Genomic DNA, 26,070 nt, shown 5'->3' with positions numbered 1-26,070 from the left:
GTTCTCGCCAAGTACGGGATTGAACAACCGTCTGGACAGCGCTTTCTGCTCGGCACCTGTCCGGATGCCGTCTCTTTGCGGCGGTTCGCCCGCAAAACGCGGGGCCGATCGGGCGCATGGAAGCACGGCGGGGGTCGCGCCGTGGCTGCTTGCCGCGCGCCGCGGCTACCGTCGAAGGGTGAAGGCTGCCGGCACCGTGAACGTGCGTCCCTGCCCTGTGGCGGGCGCCCTGGGATGGTGGGAATTGTGAAGGCTGCCAGGACCTTGAATGTGCGTCCCTGCCGTTGGGCGGGCGCCCTGGGATGGTGGGAATTGTGAAGGCAATCCGTCGATTCAGTGTGCGTCCCGTCCTTCCGGAACCCCTACGACCGCTCAGCGAGCTGGCGCGCAATCTGCGCTGGTCCTGGCACCCCGAGACCCGTGAGCTGTTCCAGGCCGTCGACCCGGAGGGCTGGGAGGCCGCCGGGGGCGACCCCCTGCGGCTGCTCGGCTCCGTCTCCGCGTCGCGCCTCGCCGACCTCGCCGAGGACCGCAGGTTCCTCCGGCGTCTCGCGGCCGCGGCCGACGACCTCGACGACTACCTCCGAAACCCCCGCTGGTACCAGACCGCGGACCCCGACCTGCCCGCCGCCATCGCCTACTTCTCACCCGAGTTCGGCATCACCGCCGCCCTCCCGCAGTACTCCGGCGGCCTCGGCATCCTCGCGGGCGACCACCTCAAGGCCGCGAGCGACCTCGGCGTCCCCCTCATCGGCGTCGGGCTCCTCTACCGGCACGGCTACTTCCGGCAGTCCCTTTCCCGCGAGGGCTGGCAGCAGGAGCAGTACCCGGTCCTCGACCCCAACGAGCTTCCGCTGACCATGCTCCGCGAGCCCGACGGCAGACCCACCCAGGTCGCCCTCGCCCTGCCCGGCGGCCGCTCCCTGCGTGCGTACGTCTGGGAGGCGCGGATCGGTCGCGTCCCGCTGCTGCTCCTCGACTCGGATGTGGAGGAGAACGACTCGCGCGCTCGCGACGTGACCGACCGGCTTTACGGCGGCGGGAGCGAGCACCGGCTCCTCCAGGAGATGCTGCTCGGCATCGGCGGCGTGCGCGCCGTCCGCGCCTACTGCCGGAGCACCGGGCATCCCGAGCCCGAGGTCTTCCACACCAACGAGGGCCACGCGGGCTTCCTCGGCCTGGAGCGGATCCGCGAGCTCGGCGCGTACGGCGTGGACTTCGACGCCGCGCTCGAAGCCGTTCGCGCCGGGACGGTGTTCACCACCCACACCCCCGTGCCCGCGGGCATCGACCGGTTCGACCGCGAGCTCGTCGCCCGCCACTTCGGCGAGGGCGGCGAGCTGCCCGGCGTCGACGCGGGCCGGATCCTCCAGCTCGGCATGGAGACCTACCCCGGCGGCGAGAGCAACCTCTTCAACATGGCCGTGATGGGACTGCGCCTCGCCCAGCGGGCCAACGGCGTGTCCACCCTGCACGGCAAGGTCAGCCGGGAGATGTTCGCGGGCCTTTGGCCCGGTTTCGACCCGGAGGAAGTGCCCATCACCTCCGTGACCAACGGCGTGCACGCGCCGACCTGGGTGGCGCCCGAGGTCTTCCGGCTCGGCGCCCGCCAGCTCGGCGTGGGCCGCGCCGAGGACGCCCTGGCCGGCGGCGGCCCGCCGCGCTGGGATGCCATCGCCGACATCCCCGCCGAGGAGATCTGGGAGCTGCGCAGGTCCCTGCGCGAGCAGCTGGTCGGGGAGGTACGGGCCCGGCTGTACGCGTCCTGGCGGCAGCGCGGCGCGGGCACCGCGGAACTCGGCTGGATCGACGGCGTCCTGGACCCCGACGTCCTCACCATCGGCTTCGCCCGCCGCGTCCCCTCCTACAAGCGGCTCACCCTCATGCTGCGCGACCCCGACCGGCTGATGCGGCTGCTGCTCGATCCCGAGCGCCCGGTCCAGATCGTCGTCGCGGGCAAGGCGCACCCGGCCGACGACAGCGGCAAGCGGCTCGTACAGGAACTGGTGAAGTTCACCGACGACCCGCGGGTGCGGCACCGCATCGTCTTCCTGCCCGACTACGGCATGGGGATGGCCCAGAAGCTCTACCCGGGCTGTGACGTGTGGCTGAACAACCCGCTGCGCCCGCTGGAGGCCTGCGGCACCTCGGGGATGAAGGCCGCGCTCAACGGCGGCCTCAACCTGTCGGTGCTGGACGGCTGGTGGGACGAATGGTACGAACCGGACTTCGGCTGGGCCATCCCCACCGCGGACGGCTCGGCCACCAGCGAGGAGCGGCGCGACGACCTGGAGGCCGTCGCCCTTTACAAGCTGCTGGAGGAGCGGGTCGCGCCGCGCTTCTACGACCGCGGGCCCGCCGGGCTGCCCGACCGCTGGATCGAGATGGTCCGGCAGACCCTCGTCCGCCTCGGCCCCAAGGTCCTGGCCGGGCGGATGGTCCGCGAGTACGTGGAGCGGCTGTACGCGCCCGCCGCTCGCGCCCACCGCACCCTCGAGGCCCCGGCGGCACGCGAGCTGTCCGCCTGGAAGGCCCGGGTGCACGCGGCGTGGCCGGGCGTGGCCGTCGACCATGTGGAGACCGGCACGGTCACCGAGGTGGGCTGCAGTGCCGAGCTGGGGTCCACGCTGTCGCTGCGGGTCCGGGTCGCACTGGACTCGCTGCGCCCGGACGACGTCGAGGTACAGGTGGTCGCGGGCCGGGTGGACGCAGAGGACCGGATCACGGACGGGGCCGCGGTGCCGCTCAAGCCGACCGGGGGCGCGGACACCGAGGGCCGCTGGCTGTACGAGGGGCCCATGGCGCTGAACCGTACCGGGCCCTTCGGCTACACCGTGCGAATCCTGCCGTCGCACCGGCTGCTGGCGAGCGGCGCGGAGCTGGGGCTTGTGGCGGTGCCCTCGGAGAGCACTGGGGAGGCGGCGGGGGTTCTGATGCGGTGAACCCGCCCCTCCGGGGGGAGTGGAGGGGCGGGAGTGGTGGGGCAGTGCCTGGGGGCGAGGAAGGACGTCCCCAGGCACCGCCCGGTCTTGCCGCCGGGCGGTCTTGCCGCCGCCTGGCAGGCCGCGTGCGGCGGGCTACTTGACGTTGACGCCGGCCCAGGCGCTTTCGACGTCTGGGTCATCGGGCGCCTGGGTCTTGCTGGCTGCGTGTGGCGGGCTACTTGACGTTGACGCCGGCCCAGGCGCTTTCGACGTCTGGGTCATCGGGCGCCTGGGTCTTGCTGGCTGCGTGTGGCGGGCTACTTGACGTTGACGCCGGCCCAGGCGCTTTCTACGCCCTTGGATTCGGCGCTGTCCGCGCCGTAGAGGTCGGTCGCGGCCTTGACCGTGGCCTCGCGTGCCGCGTGGTAGTCGGTGTTCGAGGTCATGTAGGTGGTGAGGGCCTTGAACCAGATCTTCTCGGCCTTGTCGCGGCCGATGCCCTCGACCTTGGAGCCGTCGGCGGTCGGCGAGTCGTACTGGACGCCGTTGATCTCCTTCTGGCCGCTGCCCTCGGACAGCAGGTAGAAGAAGTGGTTGGCCACGCCGGAGGAGTGGTGCACGTCCTCGTTGCCCACGCCGTCGTACCAGTCGTCCTTGGACGAGCCGTCCTTGCTGGGCTTGTCCATGTAGCGGAGCGGGGTGCCGTCGCCGTTGATGTCGATCTTCTCGCCGACGAGGTAGTCGCCCACGTCCTGCGGGTTGTTGGCGTTGAACTCGACGGCCGCGGCGAAGATGTCGGAGGTCGCCTCGTTGAGGCCGCCGGACTCGCCGCTGTACTCCAGGCCGGCGGTGGCGGAGGTGACGCCGTGGGTCATCTCGTGCGCGGCGACGTCAATGGAGGTCAGCGGCTTGGCGTTACCCTCCCCGTCGCCGTACGTCATGCAGAAGCAGCTGTCGTCCCAGAAGGCGTTGACGTAGGAGTCGCCGTAGTGGACGCGGGTCGAGGCGCCCTTGCCGTCGCCCTTGATGCCGCTGCGGCCGTGCACGCTCTTGTAGTAGTCCCAGGTCAGGGCCGCGCCGTAGTGGGCGTCGACGCCTGCGGTCTGCGGCTCGTCCGGCTTGCCGTTGCCCCACGCGTCGTCGGCGTCGGTGAACAGCTTGCCCTCGCCCTCCTCGCCGTGCCCGAGGTCGCTGGTGGTGTGGCCGCCGCGGTCGGCGTCGGTGAGGGTGAACTCCGAGCCGGACTTGGAGGTGCCCAGCTCGACCTTGCCGCTGTACTGGCTCTCGCCCGAGCCGTTGTGCACGGCCTGGTACTCGTACAGCTTCTTGCCGGTTCTGGCGTCGGTGATGACGTGCAGCTTGCTAGGGGTGCCGTCCTTCTGGAAGCCGCCGGTGACGGTCTCCCAGGCGAGGACGGGCTTGCCGTCGGCGGCCCAGATCACCTTGCGGGGCTCGGCGCCCGCGGCCGCCTTGCCGCCCTCCGTCGTCTTCGCGGCCTTGACCGCGCTCTTCTCGGCGGCGGCCGGAGCGACCTCGGCGCGGGTCGAGGCGACCTGGACCTTCGCCGTCGTCGCCTTGGTGACGCCCTTGGACGTGCCCGCCTTCGTCTTGTGGACGATCAGGTCGCCGCCGAGGACGGGCAGGCCGTCGTAGGTGCGCTCGTAGCGGGTGTGGGTCGTGCCGTCGGCGTCCTTGACGACATCGCGGACGACCAGCTTCTCCTTGGCGCCGAGGCCGAGGGACTTGGCCGTGGCGGCCGAGGCGGCGCCCGCCTCGCGCAGCAGCTCGGCGCGCTGCGAGGCGGAGAGGACGGAGGGCTGTGCGCCCCGGGCGGCGGCGGTGGGGGCCGCGTCGGCCGAGCCGCCTGTGAAGCCGGCGGCGAGCAGGGCCGCCGCGGCGAGTACGGCGCTGGTGACGGCCACCTTGGATGCGCCGGCTATGTGGGGGGTTGCAGAACTCACTCGAACTCCTACAAAACTGTGGGGGGTTAGGAGGTCGCGCGGATGCGCTGTCTGCGAAGCCTGCCATCGACGCCGCGAACATGTCAGGATGCGTGCGCGAGGTTGGCCGGATTTGGTTCGTTAGACAGAGATCCCTGTTCGGAATGCGAACGAGAGCGGCGCCCGGGCCACGTCGTCCCGGACGCCGCCATGTACGTGCGGCTGACGTCAGATCAGAACGTCAGCTTCCAGCTGTTGATGTAGCCGGTGTCGATGCTGTAGACGTCCTGGACCCTGAGCTTCCAGGTGCCGCTCGCCGCCTCGGACGAGGCATTGACCGTGTACGTCGCCTTGACGTCGTCCGCGGAGTCCGAGGAGCTGGAGTTCTTCAGCCGGTAGGCGGTGCCGTCCGGGGCGACCAGGTCGATCACCAGGTCACCGCGGTAGGTGTGGACGATGTCCACGTCCACCTTGAGGGTGCTCGGCGCGTTGCCCGCCCGGCTCACGGTGTTCGGTGAGGTGACCGCGGCACCGGCGTCCGGGATGGCCACGTCGGCGGTGTTCTCGAAGACGCTGCCACCGCCGTCGTCGGGCCGGGAACCCACGTTCACCGCGGCCCAGGCGGCCGCCACCTCCTTGTACGAGGTGCTGCCTTGCCCGAAGAGGTCGGCCGCGGCCTGGAGCGTGGCCGTACGGGCGCCCGCGTAGTCGGTGTTGGAGCTCATGCGCTCGGTCAGCGCCTTGAACCACACCTTCTCGGCGTTGGCCCGGCCGATGCCGGTGACCGGGAGGTTGTCGTAGGTCGGGGAGTCGTAGGAGACGCCGTTGACGACCTTCTGGCCGCTGCCCTCGGAGAGCAGGTAGAAGAAGTGGTTGGCGACGCCCGAGGAGTAGTGGACGTCGATGTTCCCGATGCCGGAGTACCAGGAGTCCTTGGAGACGCCGTCCTTGCTGGGCTTGTCCATGTAGCGGAGCGGGGTGCCGTCGCCGTTGATGTCGATCTTCTCGCCGACGAAGTAGTCGCCCAGGTCCTTGGAGTTGTTCGCGTAGAACTCCACCGCGGCGGCGAAGATGTCGGAGGTCGCCTCGTTGAGGCCGCCGGACTCGCCGCTGTAGACCAGCTTCGCGGTCGCCGCGGTGACGCCGTGGGTCATCTCGTGGGCGGCCACGTCGATGGAGGTGAGCGGCTTGGCGTTGCCCGAGCCGTCGCCGTAGGTCATGCAGAAGCAGGAGTCCGACCAGAAGGCGTTGACGTAGTTGTTGCCGTAGTGGACGCGGGAGTACGCGGCGACGCCGTCGCCCCGTATGCCGTTCCGCCCGTGCACCAGTTTGTAGTAGTCCCAGGTCAGCTGGGCGCCGTAGTGGGCGTCGACGCCCGCGGTCTGGGGTTCGCCCGGCTGGCCGTTGCCCCAGGTGTCGTCGGCGTCGGTGAACAGGGTGCCGGTGCCCGAGGTGCCGCGGTTGAGGTTGTACGTCTTGTGGCTGCCGCGCGTGGTGTCGTTCAGCTGGTACTGGCCGCCGGACTGCGAGGTGCCGATGGTGACCGTGCCGCTGTACTGGCTGTTGCCGGTGCCGTTCTGCACCGCTTGGTACGCGTGGAGCGTCCCGCCGGTCCGCGCGTCGGTGATGACGTGCAGCTCGTTCGGCGTGCCGTCGTGCTGCAGGCCGCCGACGACGGTCTCCCAGGCGAGTACGGGCCTTCCCTCGGCCGCCCAGATCACCTTGCGGGGCGCCCGGTCGGCGTCGGTCCGCTTCGAGCCCTGAGCTTTCGCGGCCTTGAGCGCCCTGGCCTCGGCGGCGCCCGCGGTTACCTCAGCGGCCGTGCTGGGGACGGCGATCCGGGACGTGACGGCCTTGGTGACGCCCTCGGTCCTGCCCGCCTTCGTCCGGTGAACGATCAGGTCGCCGCCGAGGACGGGCAGGCCGTCGTAGGTGCGCTCATAGCGGGTGTGGGTCGTGCCGTCGGCGTTCCTGACGACATCGCGGACGACCAGCTTCTCCTTCGCGCCGAGGCCGAGGGACTCGGCGGTGGCGGACCTGGTGGCGCCCGCCTCGCGTATCAGGTCGGCGCGCTGGGCGGGGGAGAGCTTGACGGGCAGGGCGCCGGGATCGGGCTTCGCGAATGCCCGGGCCGCACGGTCCTGGTCGTCCGGGCGGGCGGTGGCGGTGCCGGTCTGGACGCCGGTGGCGAGCAGCGCGGCGGCGGCGATCACCGCGCCGCCGGCCATGGCACGTCTGCCGGAGTTACGGGGTTTGCGGGGGGTGCGTCTCACGCGGACTCCTTCTGCTGCGGCCGCGCTTGGTCAGGCGTCGGCCCAGGGATACCGACGGCAAGGGTTGTGCCGCCGGGCAGAACACGGCAGTTCGCAGAACAGGTGGAACCTGGAAGAGCAGGCGGAACCTGTGGGGGGAGACGTGCGGCCGTGCGGGCGCGAGCGAGCCGTGGCACTTGGGTACCTGTGGGGGGTGCACAGCGGCGTCGAGGGAAGAGTGCCACTGCGCATGTGCCGGTGTCAGGAGCGCAGCGGCAAGTTGGCCGGAAAACGTCCGTTGGCCCATGATCCCTGCCCGCTATGCGAACGGGCTGCTGCGCACGTCCCTGCGCCGGGCGTTACCGGGCGTCATACGAGGCTGTCCCGCCACGTTGGTGCCGGGTTAGACGAGGCTGTCGCGCCACGCCTGATGCAGGGACGCGAAGGCGCCCTGGCCCTGGATGAGTTCGGCAGGCGTGCCGTCCTCGGTGATCCGGCCGCCGGACATCACCAGCACCCGGTCCGCGATCTCGACCGTCGACAGCCGGTGCGCGATGACCACGGCCGTACGGCCGCGCAGCACCGTGTGCATCGCCCGCTGCACGGCCCGCTCACCGGGGATGTCCAGCGACGACGTCGCCTCGTCCAGGATCAGCACGCCCGGATCGGCGAGCAGCGCCCGCGCGAAGGCCACCAACTGGCGCTGGCCCGCGGAGATCCGGCCGCCCCGCTTGCGCACATCCGTGTCGTAGCCGTCCGGCAGCGCGGCGATGAAGTCGTGCGCCCCGATCGCCTTCGCCGCCCGCTCGATCTCACCGCGGGTCGCGTCGGGGCGGCCGATCGCGATGTTCTCGGCCACCGTGCCGGAGAAGAGGAACGCCTCCTGCGTGACCATGACGACCCCGCGGCGCAGCTCCGGCGCCTCCAGGTCGCGCAGATCCACCCCGTCGAGCAGGACGCGGCCCGCGGTCGGGTCGTAGAAGCGGGCCAGCAGCTTCGCGAGCGTGGACTTGCCCGCGCCCGTCGAGCCGACCACGGCGGTCGTCTGCCCGGCGGGGAGGGTGAGGTCGAAGCGGGGTAGCACCTCGCCGCCCGTACGGTACGCGAAACGCACGCCCTCGAAGACGACCTCCCGGCCGGGGTGGTCCCGGTCCCGCCCGGGCAGCGGCTTCGGCTCGGCGGGCTCCGGCACGGAGGGGCGCTGGGCGAGCAGGCCCGCGATCTTCTCGAGGGACGCGGCCGCCGACTGGTAGGAGTTGAGGAACATCCCCAGCCGGTCGATCGGGTCGTAGAGCCGCCGCAGGTAGAGCACGGAGGCGGCGAGCACGCCGAGGGCGAGGCCGCCGGCCGCCACCCGGTACGCGCCCCAGAGCACGATGGCCGCGACGGCGAAATTCGCGACGAGCCGGGACGAGATCACGTAACGCGCCATCTCCAGGATCGCGTCGCCGTTCACCCGCTCGTGCCGGTGATTGAGCCCCCGGAACTCCGCGTCGTTGGCCCGCTCGCGCCGGAAGGCCTGCACCGGGCGGATGCCGTTCATCGTCTCCGCGAACTTCACGATCACGGCCGCGATCGCCGTGGACCGCTTCCGGTAGACGACCATCGACCGCCGCTGGAAGGACCGTACGAGGAGGTGCAGCGGCCAGAAGGACAGCACGGCCGCCGCGCCCAGGCCCCAGTCGAGATAGAGGAGCAGGGCGGAGATGTAGACGACCGAGAGCGCGACCCCGAGCAGCTCCTCCAGGCCCTCGTTGAGCAGCTCGCGCAGCGACTCGACGTCGGTGGTGGCGCGGGAGATCAGGCGGCCCGAGGTGTAGCGCTCGTGGAAGTCCACGCTCAGGGCCTGGGCGTGCCGGAAGATCCGGCCGCGGAGGTCGAGCAGCACGTCCTGACTGACGCGGGCGGAGGCGCGGATGAAGGCGTACTGGAGCGCGCCGGAGGCGAGCGAGCAGAGCAGGTACGCGGCGCCGACGGCGATCAGCGGGCCGTGGTCGTTCGCGCGGACGGCGGGGACGGCCCGGTCGATCGCGACCGCGACCAGCAGGGGGCCCGCCTGCATGGCGGCCTGCTGCAGCAGCAGAACGACGGCCGCGACCCAGACCCGCCCGCGGCACGGCCGCAGCAGGGACAACAGCAGCGCGCGGGACGCGCCCTTGGGGCCGGGCAGCACGTCCTGGTCGAAGGCGGCGTCGGGGCTGGGCTGTCCGGAGACTGCAGTCGTCATCGCGGGGAACCTCCGTCGACGGCGGGCGTGCCGGGCACGGGACCGGCGTGGCCGTGGGGCGTGTGGCCGTGGGGCGTGTGGTCGTGGGGCGTTTGGCCGTCCGGTGTGTGGCCGTCGGGCGCGTGGCCGCCGGGCGCGCCCGACATGAGGAGGCGGTACTCCGGGCTGCTGCGCAGCAGTTCGGGGTGGGTGCCGACCGCGGTGATGCGGCCGCCCGAGAGCAGCGCCACGCGGTCGGCGAGCAGGACCGTGGACGGGCGATGTGCGACGACGAGTGCGGTGGTCGTCGCGAGCACCTGCCGCAGGGCGGCCTCCACCAGCGCCTCCGTATGCACATCGAGCGCGGACAGCGGGTCGTCGAGTACGAGGAACCGCGGGCGGCCGACCACCGCGCGGGCCAGCGCGAGCCGCTGCCGCTGGCCGCCCGACAGGCTCAGGCCCTGCTCGCCCACCTGCGTACGCGCGCCCTGCGGAAGGTCGTGGACGAACTCCGCCTGGCTGACCTCCAGTGCCCGCCGCAGGCCGGACTCGCCGACGCCGTCCGCCCCCATCAGGACGTTCTCCGCGGCGGTCGCGGAGAACAGCGTCGGCTCCTCGAAGGCGACGGCGACGAGTTCGCGCAGCCGGGCCCGCGGCATCGCGGCGATGTCCTCGCCGTCGAGCGTGATGCGGCCGCGGGTCGTCTCGTGGAGGCGGGGTACGAGCGCGGTGAGCGTCGTCTTGCCGGAGCCGGTGGCGCCGACGAGGGCCATGGTCTCGCCGGGGCGGACGTGCAGATCCACTCCGTGGAGGGTGGGCGGGGCGCCGGGGGGCGCGTCCGGATACCGGAACTCGACCTCTTCGAACCGTAAACCGCCCTCCGTGCGGGCCCCGCGCTCGGCGGCGCCCGGCGCGGGTGGGTCCGTTGATGCGGGGGCACCCGGCGGGGGCTGGTCTCTTGGTTCGGTGGTACGCGGCGGGGGCTGGTCTCTTGGTTCGGTGGTACGCGGCGTGGGCTGGTCCCGTTGTTCGGCGGCGTCCATGATCTCGAAGGGGCGTTCCGTGACCGGCGCGGGCTGGTCCGTTTGTTCGGGGGCGTCCATGACCTCGAAGTAGCGTTCCGTGGCCGTCGCGGACTCCTGGCTCATCGCCAGCAGGAAGCCGATCGACTCCACCGGCCAGCGCAGCGCGAGTGCCGTGGACAGAAAGGCCACCAGCGTCCCGGCGGAGAGACCGCCGTCGGCAACCCGCACCGTGCCCAGCACCAGCGCCGCGCCGATCGCGATCTCCGGAAGCACCAGGATGAGCGCCCAGATCACGGCCAGCAGCCGGGCCTTGCGCAGCTCCGTCCCGCGCACCCGCCGCGACAGCGACCTGAACGCTCGCGCCTGGCTGCGGTGGCGGCCGAAGCCCTTGATGATGCGGACGCCGAGGACGCCCTCCTCGACGACCGTCGTCAGATCGCCGATCTGGTCCTGGGCGGTGCGCGCGGCGACCGAGTAGCGCGCCTCGAACCAGGAGCAAAGGATCAGCAGCGGCACCACGGGCCCGAGCAGGACGAGCCCGAGCCGCCACTCCTGCCCGAGCAGGATCGCGAAGCCCACCAGGATCGTGGTCGCGTTGACGAGCAGAAACGTCATCGGGAAGGCCAGGAACATGCGCAGCAGCTGCAGATCCGTGGTGGCCCGGGAGAGCAGCTGGCCCGACGGCCAGCGGTCGTGGAAGGAGACCGGGAGCCGCTGCAGATGCCGGTAGAGATCCGCGCGCATCGCCGCCTCGACCCCGGCCAGCGGCCGCGCCACCAGCCAGCGCCGCAGCCCGAACAGACCCGCCTCCGCGACCCCGAGCAGCAGCAGATACGCGCCGCCCAGCCATACCCCGCCCGGATCCCGCTCGGCGACGGGACCGTCCACCATCCACTTCAGCACGAGAGGGATGACCAGACCGACGCAGGAGGCGACGACGGCGACGAAGGCCGCGCTGAACAGCCGCACCCGCACCGGCCGCACGTACGGCCACAGGCGCAGCAGCGAACGCACGGTGGAGCGGTGAGGAGAGGACGGGGACGTGGACGGTTCGGACGGCGCGGGCTCTCGGCACGTATCAGGCATCAGCTGTGAGACTACGGTTCACCACTGACAGTGCTCATCCGATTTCTTACCGGGCCGGGGCGTGCCGTGACGATCCGTCACCATCACTCCTGGCGGCCACGATCACGATCACTCCTGCGCTATGCGGAAGAGGAGCACAGACCTCGCCGGCACCCGACAGGCCGATCCCGCGGCGTGCCGAGTGCCGGGCGGCCCGGACTGGTCCTCGCGGGCGGTGTCCACCAGCAGCTCGTACTCCGCCGCCCACGGCGGCCCCGGCAGCGTGAAGCTGCCCGGCTCGGGGTCCGCGTGGAGCACCGCCAGGAAGCTGTCGTCCGTGACCGGCTCGCCCCGCTCGTCGCGCTGCGGGATGTCTCGGCCCGAGAGGTACATCCCGAGCGTGGCCGTCGGCGCGTACCAGTCCTGCTCGGTCATCTCCCGCCCCTCCGCCGTGAACCACGCCAGGTCCCGCAGCCCGTCCGGCCCCTGCGGCCGCCCCGAGAAGAAGGCGCGGCGGCGCAGCACCGGGTGCGCGTGGCGCAGCGCGATCAGCCGGGAGACCAGCTCGGTGAGGGCCCGCCATCCCGGGTCCTCCAGCAGCGACCAGTCCACCCACCCCGTCTCGTTGTCCTGGCAGTACGCGTTGTTGTTGCCGCCCTGCGTGCGGCCCATCTCGTCGCCCGCGACGAGCATCGGCACGCCGGTCGACAGCAGCAGCGTGGTGAGCAGGTTCCGCAGCTGCCGGCGGCGCAGGGCGTTGATGCGCGGGTCGTCCGTCTCGCCCTCCGCGCCGCAGTTCCAGGACCGGTTGTCGTTCGTGCCGTCGCGGTTGCCCTCGCCGTTGGCCTCGTTGTGCTTCTGCTCGTACGAGACGAGGTCGCGCAGCGTGAAGCCGTCGTGGGCGGTGACGAAGTTGACGGAGGCGTACGGGCGGCGGCCGCCCCACGCGTACAGGTCGCTGGAGCCGGACAGCCGGTAGCCCAGGTCCCGTACGTCCGGGAGCGCGCCGCGCCAGAAGTCCCGTACGGCGTCCCGGTAGCGGTCGTTCCACTCCGTCCACAGAGGTGGGAAGGCCCCCACCTGGTAACCGCCCGAGCCGACGTCCCACGGCTCGGCGATCAGCTTCACCCGGCGCAGCACCGGGTCCTGGGCGATGACGGCGAGAAAGGGCGAGAGCATGTCCACGTCGTGCATGGAGCGGGCGAGGGCCGCGGCCAGGTCGAAGCGGAAGCCGTCGACGCCCATCTCGGTCACCCAGTAGCGGAGTGAATCGGTGATCAGCCGCAGGACGTTGGGCTGCACGACGTGGAGGGTGTTGCCGCAGCCGGTGTAGTCGGCGTAGCGGCGGGGGTCGGCCTGGAGCCGGTAGTAGCCGCGGTTGTCGATGCCGCGCAGCGACAGCGTCGGGCCCAGTTCGCCCGCCTCCGCCGTGTGGTTGTAGACCACGTCCAGGATGACCTCGATCCCCGCGTCGTGCAGTGCCCGCACCATCCGCCGGAACTCGCCGACCTGCTGGCCGCGCGTGCCGGAGGCGGAGTACGCGGCGTGCGGCGCGAAGTAGCCGATCGAGTTGTAGCCCCAGTAGTTCTTCAGGCCGCGGCGCAGCAGGTGGTCCTCGTGCGCGAACTGGTGCACCGGCAGCAGTTCGACCGCCGTCACCCCGAGCCGGGTGAGGTGCTCGAGCGCGGCCGGGTGCGCGAGCCCTGCGTACGTGCCGCGCAGCCGCTCGGGGATGCCGGGGTGACGCATCGTGAAGCCGCGCACGTGCAGCTCGTAGATGACCGAGTCGGCCCACGGCGTCTTCGGGCGGCGGTCGTCGGCCCACTCGTCGTGGTCGGCGGCGTCGTCGTGCACGACCACGCCCTTGGGGACGTACGGCGCGGAGTCGCGGTCGTCGCGGACGGTGTCGGCGACGTGCTGCTGGGGCCAGTCCCGCACGTGCCCGTACACCTCTGCGGGGAGGCTGTCCCGCACGTGCCCGTCTACCTCGATGGGGAAGCCGAAGTCGCCGTCCACCGCCCGCGCGTACGGGTCGAGCAGCAGCTTGGCCGGGTTCCAGCGGGCGCCGGTCCACGGGTCCCAGCGGCCGTGCACCCGGAAGCCGTACCGCTGCCCGGGGAGCACGCCGGGCACGAAGCCGTGCCAGATCTCGTGTGTCAGCTCGCCCAGCGGGCAGCGGGTCTCGGTGCCGTCCTCGTCGAAAAGACAGACCTCCACGGCTTCGGCCCCGCCCGCCCACAGCGCGAAGTTCGTCCCCGCCACCCCGTCGGCCCCGACCCGGAACCGCGCCCCGAGCGGCTGCGGACTTCCCGGCCGGGCGGGCCGGACCGGCCGCCCGGCTGCGCTCGCCGCCGCCGGTGCGGGCACGGGCGCGTCCGTGCGGTGGCCGTTCGGCTCTCCGGCGGCGGTGGCCTGCTCCGGCAGGTGCTCCTGCTCGGGTGCGCTCGACACGTGGCAGCCTCCCGCAGCTCGCGGCTGATCGAGCGGTGGCCCGCGGCGTCCCTCCGCGGGCCCCGGCCTCTGGTCCTCGCAGCATTCCTGCCCGCTCGGGGCCCTGCCCTCACGTTTCCACCGGAGGGGGGAGATCGTTGGGTTCCGCGTGAGGCTGGATGTGAGGCGCGCGCGGCGCGCACGGGCGGGGTACGCCCTCGTGGTGGCTCTGGTGGCGGCGGCCGCGGGTTGCAGGGTGTCGGGGATCGGACTGCCGGGGCCGCCGCTGCCGCCCGAGCAGGCGATCAGGGTCACGCCGGCCAACGGCGCGAAAGGCGTACGGTCCTGGGCTCCCGTCGAGGTGTCCGTGACCGACGGGCGGCTCGAGCGGGTCAGGGTCGTACGGGTCGGGGGCGTCCGCGGGCGGCCGCTGGCCGGGCGGATCAGCCTGAACGGGCTGCGCTGGCGCCCCTCCGGCGACGCGGGGCTCGAACTGGCCGGCAAGTACAGCGTGGACGCGGTCGCCGTCGACGGACACGGCCGCCGTATCGCGCGCCACACGTCGTTCACCACCTTCGTGCCCGAGCACCGCTTCATGAGCTTCTTCCGCCCCGAGCACGGCTCGGTCGTCGGCACCGGCATGATCGTGTCGTTCGACTTCGACCGCCCCATCGCCGACCGCGCCGCCGTCGAACGCGGCATCCGGATCACCGCCCGCCCGCCGGTGAAGGTCGCCGGGCACTGGTTCGGGAACCGGCGGCTCGACTTCCGGCCGCGTACGTACTGGAGGGCCGGCACCGAGGTTTCGGTACGGCTCCGGCTGCGCGGCGTGAAGGCGGCCCCGGGCGCGTACGGGATCCAGCACAAGACGGTGCGCTTCACCATCGGCCGCAGCCAGGTGAGCACGGTCGACGCCGCCGCGTACACCATGACCGTGCGCAGGGACGGCAGGGAACTCGCGACCCTGCCGATCACCGCGGGCGCGCCCCACACCCCCACCTACAGCGGGAAGATGGTGGTGATGGCGCGGCACGACGTGACCAGGATGGACGGGGCGACGGTCGGCTTCGGCGGCGAGTACGACATCCCCGACGTGCCGCACGCGATGCGGCTGACCACGTCCGGGACGTTCCTGCACGGCAACTACTGGACACCGCGAGGGACGTTCGGGGCGGCCAACGTCAGCCACGGCTGCATCGGGCTGCACGATGTGCAGGGCGGGAGGGCGCTCACTCCGGCGCGCTGGTTCTACGACAGCTCCATCGTGGGGGACGTCGTGGAGGTGGTGCACAGCGCCGATCGCACGGTCGCGCCGTACAACGGGCTGGGCGGCTGGAACCTGTCCTGGGATCAGTGGCGGGCGGGCTCGGCCCTGCGCTGACCCCGGCTCGCGTCCCGGCCTGCCGGCGCGGTTGACCGCGGTCGGCCCCTGGCCTCCTCGGAGCCGCCTTTTCCCTGCTACTTGGGACTGATCCGTGACATTCCCGGGGATCTCTCTGTGGAGGTCGTGTGGTTATCTATCGGCGTGTGCGCTGGACCGGCGCGCGCCGGGGGATGTGCAGGCGGGGCCGTGCAGGCGACCCGTGCGAGGGGAGTACAACTGTGAACGTGCAGCCGATATCGGGGGCGCCGGTGGGACGGCGGAGTCGGCAGGGGGGCAAGGCCCTGCTCGCCATGATGACGGGGGCCCTGCTGCTGGTGGTCACCGCATGTGGCGGGGACGAGTCCTCCGGTGGCGAGGGCGGCAAGGGCGGCGGCGTCGACACCAAGGCGTCGCAGGCCATCGTCAAGATCTCTCCGGAGGACGGCGCCGACGACGTGGTGACCACCGGCGCCCTCAAGGTCACGGCGGAGAAGGGCAAGCTGACCTCCGTCGAGGTCAAGGACTCCAAGGGCAACAAGGTCGCGGGGAAGATCACGGACGGCGGAGCCCTGTGGGAGCCGGCCGCGCACCTCGGCTCGGGCACCAAGTACACGGTGGACGCCGTGGCCAAGGACTCCGAGGGCCGCGAGTCCGCCAAGCACGCGACCTTCACCACGTTCGTACCGGAGAACACCTTCATCGGCTACTTCACTCCGGAGAACGGCCAGAAGGTCGGCGTGGGCATGCCGGTGTCCATCAGGTTCAGCAGGGGGATCACGGACCCGGAGGCCGTCGAGAAGGCCATCAAGGTCAAGGCCGAGCCGTCCGTACCGATCGAGGGCCACTGGTTCGGCAACGACCGCCTGGACTTCCGGCCCGAAAAGTACTGGGCGAAGGGCACCGAAGTGACCCTGAGCCTCAACCTCGACGGAGTCGAGGGCAGGCCCGGCGTCTACGGCAAGCAGGCGAAGGACGTGACGTTCACCATCGGGCGCAGCCAGGTGAGCACCGTCGACGCCAAGACGAAGAAGATGACCGTCGAGCGGGACGGCAAGGTCATCAAGACGATCCCGATAACGGCGGGCGCCCCGGAGAACACCACGTACAACGGCCAGATGGTGATCAGCGAGAAGTACAAGGTGACCCGGATGAACGGGGACACCGTGGGCTTCGGCGGCGAGTACGACATCAAGGACGTGCCGCACGCGATGCGACTGAGCACCTCGGGGACGTTCATCCACGGCAACTACTGGGCCGGGAGGCCGACGTTCGGCAATGCCAACGTCAGCCACGGCTGCGTGGGCCTGTTCGACGTCCGGGGAGCCGGGGACAAGAGCACTCCGGCCGCCTGGTTCTACGACAACTCGCTCCTCGGCGACGTCGTGATCGTGAAGAACTCCAAGGACAAGCAGATCCAGCCGGACAACGGGCTCAACGGCTGGAACATGGACTGGGACGAGTGGAAGGCGCCGCAGTAAGGCGGCCCGAATTCCCGAAAAGGGGCCCGGTGCTGTGAGCAATGGCACCGGGCCTCTTCTCGTTAACGAGGGCTGACCTTTCCCTCATGACTGTGCGATTCGAGGTCTCCGAGGGCGTCGGCACGAGCAGCCCCATCGCCTCGTCGGTTAACGAGGGCTAACCTTCCCCTCATGACTGTGCAACTCGAGGTCTCCGAGGGCGTCGGCACCATTCGTCTCGACCGCCCGCCGATGAACGCCCTGGACATCGCCACCCAGGACCGGCTTCGCGAGCTCGCCGAGGAGGCGGGGCGCCGGGACGACGTGCGGGCCGTGATCCTGTGGGGCGGCGAGAAGGTGTTCGCGGCGGGCGCGGACATCAAGGAGATGCAGGCCATGGACCACGCCGCCATGGTGGCCAGGTCCCGCGCCCTTCAGGACTCCTTCACCGCCGTCGCCCGTATCCCCAAGCCCGTCGTCGCCGCCGTCACCGGCTACGCCCTGGGCGGCGGCTGCGAGCTGGCGCTGTGCGCCGACATCCGCATTGCCGCCGACAACGCCAAGCTGGGCCAGCCGGAGATCCTGCTCGGCCTGATCCCGGGTGCGGGTGGCACCCAGCGCCTGTCCCGCCTCGTCGGCCCCTCCAAGGCCAAGGACCTGATCTTCACCGGGCGGCAGGTGAAGGCGGAGGAAGCTCTCGCCATCGGCCTGGTGGACCGGGTCGTGCCCGCGGACGAGGTGTACGAGGAGGCGCGCGCGTGGGCCGCCAGGCTCGCGCAGGGCCCCGCCATCGCGCTCCGGGCCGCGAAGGAGTCCATCGACGCCGGCCTCGAGACGGACATCGACACAGGGCTCACCATCGAACGGAACTGGTTCGCGGGCCTGTTCGCGACCGAGGACCGGGAGACCGGCATGCGCAGCTTCGTCGAAGAGGGCCCGGGCAAGGCCAAGTTCCGCTGAAGTTCCGCTGAACACAGCCGAGTTGAGAGGCCGGGCGGACCCCCGCCCGGCCTCGTGCGGGCGAATTGTGCCGACTCTGAATCACCCTTGAGCCTTACCCTTGCGGGACGCTCGGCGATCGTGCGGCTGCGGAACGTCATCGCAGGTCGGGCGGGTTGGGAGCGGTTGCAGGCCGCCTCGGGCATATCTCGGGAGCGGGGGCGGAATCGGATATTCCGACATCTGCAATTGCACGGTTCCCGCACGAGAGGCCGCGCAGGGCGGTCATGATGGGGGCATGGCGGGCCTCGGAGAGATGGATCAGCCGCAGCGCCGCACCGGCGCGACCGCGGCGCGGTGGGTGCCGTCCGTTGAGGACGAGCACGCTCTCAAGGCTCTCGACCTGTTCGGCAATCCGACGGTCGAGGAGGTGCAGCTGCCCTCGCGCCCGGAATCCGCCGCCACGGCCCGCCGTCTCGCTCAGTCGGTCGTTCTGCGCCATTGGGGGCTCAATGTGCAGTACGCCGAGCATGCTGTTCTCCTCGTCTCCGAGCTGGTCGGGAACGCCGTACGGCACACCGGGGCCCGCAGCTTCGGGCTGCGGATGCTGCGCCGCCGCGGCTGGATCCGGATCGAGGTGCGTGACCCTTCGCGCGGCCTGCCCTGTCTGATGCCGGTGCACGAGCTGGACACGAGCGGCCGCGGCCTGTTCCTGGTGGACAAGCTCTCCGACCGGTGGGGCGTCGACCTGCTCCCGCGCGGCAAGACGACCTGGTTCGAAATGCGGGTCACGGACCGCTGATGCCTGCGACCCCGGACCCGACACGTCACGCCTGCCAAATGGGTTAATAGCGGGCTCATCGCCTTCCCGGGCCGTTCAATGGCCGCGTGAGAGCCGTACACCACCATGGACCGGCTGCCGCAGATCCTCCGGGAGGCGGGGGTTCCCGCCTCCCGCGCCGGGGTCCTGCCGCCGCCCTGCTCGCCGCTGCCCTCCTCGCCGCTGCCCTCCTCGCCGTCGCCTCCGGCTGCGCGCCCTCCTCCTCCGAGGACCGCGACCGCGCCTCGCGCAGCCACGGCGCCGCCTCGCAGCCGCCCAGCAGGTCCCCGCGGCCCGTACCGGCGGGTCTGCCCGGCATGCCGCCGGTGCTCGACCCCAAGGACATCTACGCGGCCAACCGCCCCGGCCAACTGTCCCCGGTGGTCAAGGACTTTCCGTCCCGGATCTACGTGCCCAACACCACCTCCGACACGGTGTCGGTCATCGACCCGAAGACGTACGAGGTGATCGACACCATCAAGGTCGGCATCCAGCCGCAGCACGTGGTCCCGTCCTGGGACCTGAAGACGCTCTGGGTCAACAACAACCGCGGCCACACGCTCACCCCCATCAACCCGAAGACGGGGAAGGCGGGCAGGCCGGTCGACGTCCACGACCCGTACAACCTCTACTTCACGCCCAACGGCAAGTACGCGGTCGTCATGGCCTCCCTCGACCGCGAGCTGGTCTTCCGCGACCCGCACACCATGGCCGTCAAGAAAACCGTCCCCGTCTCCTGCTACGGCGTGAACCACGCCGACTTCTCGCCCGACGGCCGCTACTTCATCGTCTCCTGCGAGTTCTCCGCCGAGCTCCTCAAGGTCGACACCGAGAAGATGGAGGTCGTCGACCAGCAGCGGCTGCCCTTCCGCGGCGCCATGCCGCAGGACGTGAAGATCTCGCCGGACGGGAAGACCTGGTACGTCGCCGACATGATGGCCCACGGCGTCTGGGTCCTCGACGGCGACACGTTCAGCACGCCGAAGCTGATGCCCACCGGCAGGGGCACCCACGGCCTCTACGTCAGCCGCGACTCGAAGTCGATGTTCATCTCGAACCGCGGCGAGGGCACCATCTCCGTCTTCGACTTCCGCACCCGCAAACTGAAGAAGAAGTGGAAGCTGCCGGACGGCGGCAGCCCCGACATGGGCGGCGTCTCGACCGATGGCAAGGTGCTGTGGCTCTCGGGGCGCTACGACTCCGAGGTCTACGCGATCGACACCCGCACCGGGAAGCAGCTGGCCCGCATCCCGGTCGGCGGCGGCCCGCACGGCCTCGCGGTCTACCCGCAGCCGGGCCGCTACTCGCTCGGCCACACCGGCATCTTCCGCTGAGGCGGCGTCAGTTGGCGTATGTGGCACCCGTGGCACCGGAGAAAAACTCGGTGGAGCGGTGGATCGCGCATCCCTAGAGTCGTAGACGTCCAGGTGCGAAAGGGACGTTCCCGAAGAGGCACGCTGAGCTGACGCGGTGCCGCAGAGGCGGACGGCAGCTCCTGGGGCCCCGCCCCCGGTTCACCGTGCACGGGGGTCATCGGTGAACCGGGGGTGCGGGGTTCGAGAGGTCCACCACGGGACGGACAGAGCGTCACTCATGGCGGACGACAGCCGTCTCCGGCCGCAGCGGACCGAGCCGATAGTGTGTTCCCGTTTGGCAAGCACCAGTGCAGCACCCAAGGGGAGGACCAGTGGCGGACATCGAGGTGGCGCGGCGCGCGTTCGAGCGGTACGACCTCAACAAGGACGGACTGATCTCGGCGAGCGAGTACAAGAGCGTGATGGCCCAGCTCGGCGACCCGTTCGTCACCGAGACCGTCGCTCAGGCCGTGATCAACAGCGCTGATTCCGACGGCGATGGCCTGCTCTCCTTCGACGAGTTCTGGGCCACGCAGCAGGGCTGAGGTCGCGCTCGCCGTGATCAACAGCGTCGGCTCCGACGGCGATGGCCTGCTCTCCTTCGACGAGTCTGGGCGGCCACGCAGCAGGCTGAGCCTGCTCAGTGCTGCTCAGCCCCGGAAACCGCGCACGGGCGCCCGCCCGTGCCGCGTACTCGCGCGCCGTCTGCGGTCATTGCACAACAGGCACTTGCCGTAGCCCGGCGGCAGCGGGTCGTCCGGGTCCCCGTACAGCGGGTCGACGGCGCCGCGCGGATGCTCGGGGCATCCCGTGGCGCCGTACTCGGACGAGAGCGAGCCGGCGGCGGCGAGCGCCCGCCGGAGGGCCTCGACCAGCTCGTCGGCCTGCCGGCGCGACGGGCCGGCCTCCAGGCCGCAGGCGATGTCCGATGCGGCGCTGAGCGCGGTGCGCAGTTCCAGCAGATCGGCGTGGCTCATACCCGTGAGACTAGGCGGCCCCACTGACAGTCGGTCCCGGCCTCGGGCCGTGCTGTCCCGGCCTCAGGCCTTCGGCTCTGCCGGGCCCTGCGGGCCCTCCGGGCCCGGTTCGGCTTCCTCGGTTCCGGGGGCGGGGCGCTCGACGTGGGCCGCGACGTCGGCGAGGTCCTTTTCGATCGACTTCGCCACCGCCTTGGTGCCGAGGCCGCCGAACACCTTCATCATGACGCCCGCGAAGCCCCCGGGAGGCGTGGCCGAGAAGCTCATCCGCACCGTCGTGCCGCCCTCCTCGTCGGTCTGCGGAGCGAGCGTGAACTCGGAGACGTAGTGCGCGCCGTGCGCCTCCGACTCGACGACGCAGTGCGAGGGCTTCTCGCACTCGGTGACGAACATCTCCTCCGTCGCCGTCCGCCCCAGCATCTTGCGGGTCTCCCGCCACCGGGTGCCCTCCCCGAACGGACCGGGCGTGAGCACCTCGACACTCTGCACGCCGCTGAGGACGTGCGGCGCCGACTCCAGGTCGGTCAGCGCCTGCCACACCTTCTCGACCGGGGCCCCGATCCACCGCTCGACGACAACCTGCGTCTCACTCATGGCCTCTCCGTACGTCTCAGGCGGCCCGGCCGGTGGCCCACCGGTGGCCTCCTCACCCACCCTGGCACCCTGCGCAGGGCGCCGCTACTCGGCGGCGGGTGCGGCGGCGGGCCGGGCAACCTTCCCGGCTCGCCCGGCTTCTCCGGCCTTCCTGGCCTCCCGGGCCGCCGCTTCCCCTGCCGCCCTGGCCTCCGCCCCAGCCGCCTCCGGCACCTCCCCCGCTTCCTCCCCCGCTTCCTCCTCCGCCTCGGCCAGGCGCCGGGACAGCGGGCCGAGTACGGCGTTGAGCAAGGTCGCGGAACCGATCGAGCCGAGTGCGATGCCCCACGCCACCGGGCCCAGCGGCGTACACCCGAAGAACTGGCTGACGGCCGGCGTCTGGATGATCGCCGCGAGGACCGCGGCCGAACCCAGCCCCGCGGCCAGGACGTTGCGGTCCAGGCCGCCGGCGAGGAGCGTCTGGGCGAGCTGGGTGCCGACGACGGCGGCCAGCGCCACCGTGCTCGCGCGGCGCTGCGTGCCCGTGAGGCGGGCGAGGCCCCAGGCCAGGCCCGCGCCGAAGGTGGTGGTGGCGCCGCGCACCACCATCTCGTAGGTCAGTGCCGCGCCCAGGGACTGGTGCGGACCCTCGCGCAGCAGCCGTTCGCCGACCCCGGCGGTCGGCTCGCGTACGGCGATGGCCAGGGCGGGGGCCAGGTCGGTGAGCAGGTTGACCAGCATGATCTGGCGGGCGTTGAGCGGCGCGGTGCCGGTCAGGGCGGCGGCCAGCACGCTGAAGGAGACCTCGCCGAGGTTCCCGCCGATGAGGATCGCGAGCGCGGCGCGCACCGACGCCCACATGGCCCGGCCCTCCATCAGCGCCGAGATGATCGTCTCCAGCCGGTCGTCCCCGACGACCAGGTCCGCTGCCGCCGTCGCGGCCGGTGTGCCGCGCCGCCCGAGGGCGATCCCGATGTCGGCGAGCCGGATCGCAGGAGCGTCGTTCGCCCCGTCGCCCGTCATCGCGACGACCCGGCCGAGCCGCTGGTAGGCCTGGACGATACGGACCTTGTGGTGCGGGCTGCACCGGGCGATGACGTCCACGGTGGGGAGCAGCGCGTCGAGTTCGGCGTCGTCGAGCTCGTCGAGATCCGGCCCGGTCGACACCGTGAGCTCCGTGTCCGCGCTGACGGTGGCCGCGATGGCGTCGGCGGTGGCCGGGTGGTCGCCGGTGAGCATGACGATCTGCACCCCGGCCTCGCGCAGCCGCGCCGTGGCGGGGGCGGCGCTCGTACGGACCGGGTCGGCCAGCGTGATGAACCCGAGGAAGACGAGGTCGTCCACGGCGTCGTCGGTGAGCTGGGCGTCCGCCCGCATGGTGCGCTCGGCCACGGCCAGGACCCGGCGGCCTGCGCCCGCGAGCTCCTCCGCCATGGCCGTCAGGCCGCTGCGCCCGGCCTCGTCGAGCGCGGCCGTCGTGCCGTGCAGGCGCCTGCGGCGGCAGCGGGACAGCACGTTCTCCGGGGCGCCCTTCACGCTGAGCAGCACGCCGTGCGACGTACGACCCGCGGTGGCGTGGTAGGCGCGCGACGGCTCGAAGGCCAGGGAGTCGGTGCGCCGCCAGCGGGCCGCCCCGCGCCGTACGGCCACTTTGGCCCTGCGGGCTCCGGCCGCCACCGCCTGGTCCGTGTGATGGGCCATCGGCTCGGCCTGGCGCGCGGGCGGGGTGGCGCGCAGCGCGGCGGCCAGCACTGCCTTGTGGTCGGCGCCGAGCCGTTCCAGGGCTTGCGCGGACTCGCCGTCACTGACCGCCGCCAGCTGGAGATGGCCCTCGGTGAGGGTGCCGGTCTTGTCGAAGCACAGCACGTCGGCGCGGCCGAGCGCCTCGATCGTCCGGGGGTTGCGCACCAGCGCGCCGTGGTCCGCGAGGCGCCTGGCCGCCGCCAGCTGCGCCGCGTTGACCAGGAACGGCAGGCCCTCGGGGACGGAGGCGACGGCCAGGTTCACCGCCGAGGCGAGGGTGTCGGTGATGCGGTGCCCGTGCAGCAGGCCCGCCCCGGCCACCGCGGCCGCGGAGCCGAGCGCCACCGGCAGTCCTGCCCTGGTCAGCTTGGTCAGCCGTGCCTCCACGCCCGTCACCGGGGCGGAGCGGCGGGCCGTGGCCATGCTGCGGCCCACCTCGGTGGCGGACCCGGTGGCCACCACGACGGCCGTCGCGCGTCCCGCGGAGATGGTCGAGCCCTCGTAGAGCACCGAGCGGCGGTCCGCGATCCGCGCGGCGACCACCGGCACCGGGTCCTTGGACACCGGCAGAGACTCGCCGGTCAGCGAGGACTCGTCGACCTCGAGCCCCTCCGCCTCCAGCAGCCGGCAGTCCGCGGGCACCACGTCCTCCGGACGCAGCACGACCACGTCTCCGTGCACCAGGTCGCCCGCGGTCACCAGCCGCTCCGCCCCGCCCCGCCGCACGCGTGCGCCGATCGCCGAGCGGGCGAACAGGTCGGCGAGCGCGCGCTCGGTCCTGACCCGCTGGAAGCCGCCGACCAGCGCGGACGTGGCGGTGATCGCGGCCACGAGCGCGGCGTCGGTGCGCGACCCGACGGCGGCGGCCAGGGCGGCCCCGGCGGCGAGGACCGGTGTGAGCGGGTTGGCCAGCTCCTCGACGAAGGCGGAGGGCAGGGTCGTACGCGCCGGCTCGCCCGTACCCGGCTGGGCGCCCGCGCGGTCCGCGGCCTCCTGCGCGCTCAGCCCGTCGGCTGTGGTGCCCAGGCGCTCCAGCACCCGGTCCGCGGGCATCAGATGCCAGGGCGTGGTGCTCACGGGCGGCTCGACGGGCTGGGCCAGCAGCTGCCGTGCCCGCCAGACGCCCATGCAGAAGGCCGCGGATCCGGCGGCGGTGCCCGCGGCCTGACCGCGCGAACAGGCCTGCGCCGGGGCCGACTGCAGTGCGGCGACCGCGCCGACGCCGCTGCCGCCGGCGGCGAGGACGGCGCTGTCGTGGTCGACCCGGGCGGCCACGCCGATGCCGTCGACGATCAGCCCGGCGGCCTCGAGGTCCGCGCCGACCAGCAGGTGGGCACCCCACGCGGGCGGGTCGCCGGCGCGGTGGACCCCGATGCCGCAGTCGGAGGCGCCCAGCGCGCGGCGGTTCCCGGAGATCAGCAGCACCACCGCGCCGTCGGCCTGCAGCGCCCGCACCGAAGCGACCAGCCGCCCTCCGGCCGGCACCACGGCGTCCGCGAAGGAGAACGCGGGCTGGTGGCGGTCCGTGGCCAGCACCACCCGTACGCCCGCCCGGCGAGCGGCCGCCGCGACGGCCTCCGCGCCCGGGGCGGTCTGCGCGGCGAGGCCCGCCACGGCCTCCAGGCGACGACCCCTGGCCAGGCCGAGGATCCGCTCGCTGCCCTGCTTGCGCAGCCGCCCGGCCGCCTGCCGCCCGGTGCGTCCGGTCAGTTCGAGATCGTCGAGCGGGCCCAGCACCCAGCGGCCCTCCCTGCGCGTCTCCAGCGCGGCGTCCGGGCCGAACAGCGCGAAGAACCGCTCGGCCACCGCGTCGGGCTCCGTCCCGCTCAGCGGCACCAGGTCCACCGGCTCGTAGCGGTCGGCGCGCAGCGCCTCCTCCTCCAGCACCACCGTGTCCACCTGCCCGAGCCTGCGCAGAGCGGCCCGGTCCATGGCCACCACGCCGCGCAGCGAGAGGAACCGGCCGAGCGTCGTCGCGAAGCCCTCGCGCCCCGCAGCCGGGGCCTTCGGCAGGGCGGACAGCGCGACCGCGAGCCCGCGCCGCGGACCGGCGAAGGGTACGGACAGGCCGCCCGCCAGCGCGCCGATCCCCATGGCCCGCTCGGCGTAGCGCGCCACCGTGTCCCGGTGCGGCGGCCCCGGCCGCTCCACCACGATCGGCTCGGCCGACGCGTGGTCGGGCCCTCGTACGAGCCGCGGCTCGGCAGCCGCCCACGCGTCGAGCTCCGCGCCCGCCTCCCGCCACTGGGCGACCCGCTGCGCGACGTCCAGCGCCAGACCGGCGCCCCGCGTCGCCACGCCCTGCGTCAGCGCGCTGACCACCGGGAGGACGGACTCCGCGGGCTGCTCGCCCGGCAGGCCCCGGTCCGCGAGATGCCGCAGCCGCGGGTGGTGCTGCAGCGCCCCGACGAGGGCCGCCACCTCGGCGGGCAGCGGCGCCCAGCGCACGAGCCGGGTGACCGTGGAGAACCCGAGACCCACAGCGTCCGCGGCCAGTGCAGAGACCGAAGGGCCGGTGCGCGGGCCCTCGGCCGGGTGGTGCGGCTCGGCACACCACTCGTCGTGCTCGGGAACTCCCGGCACCGCGCTGCGGGCCTCGGCCTGCTCGATGAGCGCGATCAGCTCGCGCGTGGGCGCGGGCGGCGTGGCGAGCCCCACGACCACGCGCTCGGACGGCGCGTTCACCCGCGCCCACGCGACTCCGGGATGCTCCTCGAGCGCCTGCTCGACGAGCCGGGAAACCCGTACGCCGCCTGGGCCGCTCAGCTCGCGGACCTCGATGTAGCAGCGCCCGGGGCGCTCCCACACCCCGCGCCGCGGCAGCCCGAGCACATGGCCCGCGAGCACCTGCCCGGCGAACTCCGCTGCCCCGCGCAGGCCTTCCAGCGGGACGTGCAGGGGGCCGTACAGAGGGCCACGCAGTGGTGACATCGTCCGTACCTTCCGATCGGGACTGGGGGCCTGGGAGACCCCGAAGGCCCACGGTTCCCTTACTGGCCCG

At 72.3% G+C, this 26,070-nt stretch carries 15 protein-coding genes; 7 read left to right on the top strand and 8 right to left on the bottom strand.

Annotated elements, in window-relative coordinates:
* Window positions 1-314 precede the first annotated feature (314 nt).
* On the top strand, window positions 315-2,942 hold the full coding sequence (gene glgP / locus ACTWQC_RS21255) for an alpha-glucan family phosphorylase (RefSeq protein ID WP_443317341.1): 2,628 nt from the start codon (window positions 315-317) through the stop codon (window positions 2,940-2,942).
* Window positions 2,943-3,241: 299 nt separating this feature from the next.
* On the opposite strand, the gene ACTWQC_RS21250 is transcribed toward glgP, so the two are convergent.
* The 5 genes from ACTWQC_RS21250 to glgX form a co-directional block, all read right to left on the bottom strand.
* Window positions 3,242-4,885, bottom strand: coding sequence for a M4 family metallopeptidase (locus ACTWQC_RS21250; RefSeq protein ID WP_443317340.1), 1,644 nt, complete (start codon window positions 4,883-4,885; stop codon window positions 3,242-3,244).
* A gap of 212 nt (window positions 4,886-5,097) precedes the next feature.
* The gene (locus ACTWQC_RS21245) at window positions 5,098-7,092 is read right to left on the bottom strand and encodes a M4 family metallopeptidase (RefSeq protein WP_443317369.1); all 1,995 of its coding nucleotides are present in this window, start codon (window positions 7,090-7,092) and stop codon (window positions 5,098-5,100) included.
* 427 nt (window positions 7,093-7,519) lie between these two features.
* Complete coding sequence (locus ACTWQC_RS21240; RefSeq protein WP_443317339.1) at window positions 7,520-9,343, bottom strand: ABC transporter ATP-binding protein; 1,824 nt, start codon at window positions 9,341-9,343, stop codon at window positions 7,520-7,522.
* On the bottom strand, window positions 9,340-11,433 hold the full coding sequence (locus ACTWQC_RS21235; protein ID WP_443317338.1) for an ABC transporter ATP-binding protein: 2,094 nt from the start codon (window positions 11,431-11,433) through the stop codon (window positions 9,340-9,342). The genes ACTWQC_RS21240 and ACTWQC_RS21235 overlap by 4 nt, the downstream gene beginning before the upstream one ends.
* Window positions 11,434-11,541: 108 nt before the next feature.
* Window positions 11,542-13,863 carry a glycogen debranching protein GlgX gene (gene glgX, locus ACTWQC_RS21230; protein ID WP_443317337.1) on the bottom strand — a complete coding sequence of 774 codons (2,322 nt, stop codon included), beginning with the start codon at window positions 13,861-13,863 and terminating at the stop codon, window positions 11,542-11,544.
* A 148-nt stretch (window positions 13,864-14,011) separates the two neighbouring features.
* On the opposite strand from glgX, the gene ACTWQC_RS21225 reads away from it, so the two are divergent.
* The 6 genes from ACTWQC_RS21225 (at window position 14,012) to ACTWQC_RS21200 (ending at window position 20,321) form a co-directional block, all read left to right on the top strand.
* On the top strand, window positions 14,012-15,223 hold the full coding sequence (locus ACTWQC_RS21225; RefSeq protein ID WP_443317336.1) for an Ig-like domain-containing protein: 1,212 nt from the start codon (window positions 14,012-14,014) through the stop codon (window positions 15,221-15,223).
* A 221-nt stretch (window positions 15,224-15,444) separates the two neighbouring features.
* Window positions 15,445-16,683: a L,D-transpeptidase gene (locus ACTWQC_RS21220; protein WP_443317335.1), complete on the top strand. Its 1,239-nt coding sequence runs from the start codon at window positions 15,445-15,447 to the stop codon at window positions 16,681-16,683.
* 171 nt (window positions 16,684-16,854) lie between these two features.
* A complete protein-coding gene (locus ACTWQC_RS21215; protein ID WP_443317334.1) occupies window positions 16,855-17,622 on the top strand; it encodes an enoyl-CoA hydratase/isomerase family protein in 768 nt (255 codons plus the stop codon).
* A 205-nt stretch (window positions 17,623-17,827) separates the two neighbouring features.
* Entirely contained in the window at window positions 17,828-18,403 is a 576-nt protein-coding gene (locus ACTWQC_RS21210) for an ATP-binding protein (RefSeq protein WP_443317368.1), read from the top strand.
* A gap of 176 nt (window positions 18,404-18,579) precedes the next feature.
* The gene (locus ACTWQC_RS21205) at window positions 18,580-19,755 is read left to right on the top strand and encodes a YncE family protein (RefSeq protein ID WP_443317367.1); all 1,176 of its coding nucleotides are present in this window, start codon (window positions 18,580-18,582) and stop codon (window positions 19,753-19,755) included.
* A 353-nt stretch (window positions 19,756-20,108) separates the two neighbouring features.
* Complete coding sequence (locus ACTWQC_RS21200; RefSeq protein WP_443317333.1) at window positions 20,109-20,321, top strand: EF-hand domain-containing protein; 213 nt, start codon at window positions 20,109-20,111, stop codon at window positions 20,319-20,321.
* A 105-nt stretch (window positions 20,322-20,426) separates the two neighbouring features.
* Here the strand turns inward: ACTWQC_RS21200 and ACTWQC_RS21195 are convergent, their stop codons facing one another.
* From ACTWQC_RS21195 to ACTWQC_RS21185, 3 genes are all read right to left on the bottom strand, one after another.
* Window positions 20,427-20,753, bottom strand: a complete 327-nt coding sequence (locus ACTWQC_RS21195; RefSeq protein ID WP_443317332.1) for a hypothetical protein — start codon at window positions 20,751-20,753, stop codon at window positions 20,427-20,429.
* 63 nt (window positions 20,754-20,816) lie between these two features.
* The gene (locus ACTWQC_RS21190; RefSeq protein ID WP_443317331.1) at window positions 20,817-21,347 is read right to left on the bottom strand and encodes an SRPBCC family protein; all 531 of its coding nucleotides are present in this window, start codon (window positions 21,345-21,347) and stop codon (window positions 20,817-20,819) included.
* 84 nt (window positions 21,348-21,431) lie between these two features.
* A complete protein-coding gene (locus ACTWQC_RS21185; protein WP_443317330.1) occupies window positions 21,432-26,000 on the bottom strand; it encodes an HAD-IC family P-type ATPase in 4,569 nt (1,522 codons plus the stop codon).
* Between the last annotated feature and the right edge of the window lie 70 nt (window positions 26,001-26,070).

Origin of the sequence: Streptomyces sp. 8N616 (assembly GCF_052246385.1) — a bacterium.
In the GTDB taxonomy this organism is placed as follows: domain Bacteria; phylum Actinomycetota; class Actinomycetes; order Streptomycetales; family Streptomycetaceae; genus Streptomyces.
Note: the sequence above shows the minus strand (reverse complement) of the source record. Positions and strands in the feature narration are given on the sequence as shown.

Excerpts from the sequence above, each read along its gene's own strand:
- ACTWQC_RS21245 (WP_443317369.1), bottom strand. The coding sequence starts at position 7,092 with ATGGCCGGCGGCGCGGTGATCGCCGCCGCCGCGCTGCTCGCCACCGGC.
- ACTWQC_RS21240 (WP_443317339.1), bottom strand. The coding sequence starts at position 9,343 with ATGACGACTGCAGTCTCCGGACAGCCCAGCCCCGACGCCGCCTTCGAC.
- ACTWQC_RS21235 (WP_443317338.1), bottom strand. The coding sequence starts at position 11,433 with ATGCCTGATACGTGCCGAGAGCCCGCGCCGTCCGAACCGTCCACGTCC.
- ACTWQC_RS21215 (WP_443317334.1), top strand. The coding sequence starts at position 16,855 with ATGACTGTGCAACTCGAGGTCTCCGAGGGCGTCGGCACCATTCGTCTC.
- ACTWQC_RS21195 (WP_443317332.1), bottom strand. The coding sequence starts at position 20,753 with ATGAGCCACGCCGATCTGCTGGAACTGCGCACCGCGCTCAGCGCCGCA.
- ACTWQC_RS21190 (WP_443317331.1), bottom strand. The coding sequence starts at position 21,347 with ATGAGTGAGACGCAGGTTGTCGTCGAGCGGTGGATCGGGGCCCCGGTC.
- ACTWQC_RS21185 (WP_443317330.1), bottom strand. The coding sequence starts at position 26,000 with ATGTCACCACTGCGTGGCCCTCTGTACGGCCCCCTGCACGTCCCGCTG.